This window comes from Shewanella sp. SG44-6 (genome assembly GCF_014164185.1).
Lineage (GTDB): Bacteria > Pseudomonadota > Gammaproteobacteria > Enterobacterales > Shewanellaceae > Shewanella > Shewanella vesiculosa.
The window spans coordinates 1-539 of record NZ_JACJER010000317.1; the positions used below are offsets into that span (position 1 = coordinate 1).

Annotated in this window: 1 protein-coding gene; it reads right to left on the reverse strand. The window is 43.0% G+C overall.

The features are described 5' to 3' along the window. On the reverse strand, window positions 1–539 hold a 539-nt coding region (locus tag H5185_RS22405; protein WP_182699098.1), incomplete at both ends, for a transposase.

The following is a 539-nucleotide window of genomic DNA, read 5'->3' on the forward strand; positions in this document are numbered from 1 at the left end:
AGTGACAGAATCTTGCCAATACCTGGTACAGTTTTAAGTAGTTCTAGATACACTGGATTATGATTTTTGGCTTGTTTTTCAATGAACCATTCAACTTGAGCGAGTTCTTTGGCATAGCAATCAAGTAGCGCCATATCTAAATCAATGTTGCGCTGCACGATAGGGTCTTGATACTGCTCACGAAGTTTTTGTCTTGCTGAAATGTTTTTAAGATTTAACTCAGTGGCAGGCAAGTTGTATTGGCTGTTGGTGTTAACCACATGACCTTTGAGCATGGCACCGTGACGAACAATTTTCATTCGTCGACGTAATAGGTCACGGGCAGCGCGCATTTCGCTGGGGTAATCGTAGGCTATTGGGAAATTACCGCCACGCAGTAATGAGGCAATTTTAAAGGAATCGACTTTATCATTCTTGGTTTTACCGCCGTGAATCGCCTTCATATAAAGCGCATGACCTAGTACAAAATCAATCCCAAGTTCAGCACACCAATCTGACACCCAATACCAGCAATGCATGCACTCAACGCCGACAATCAC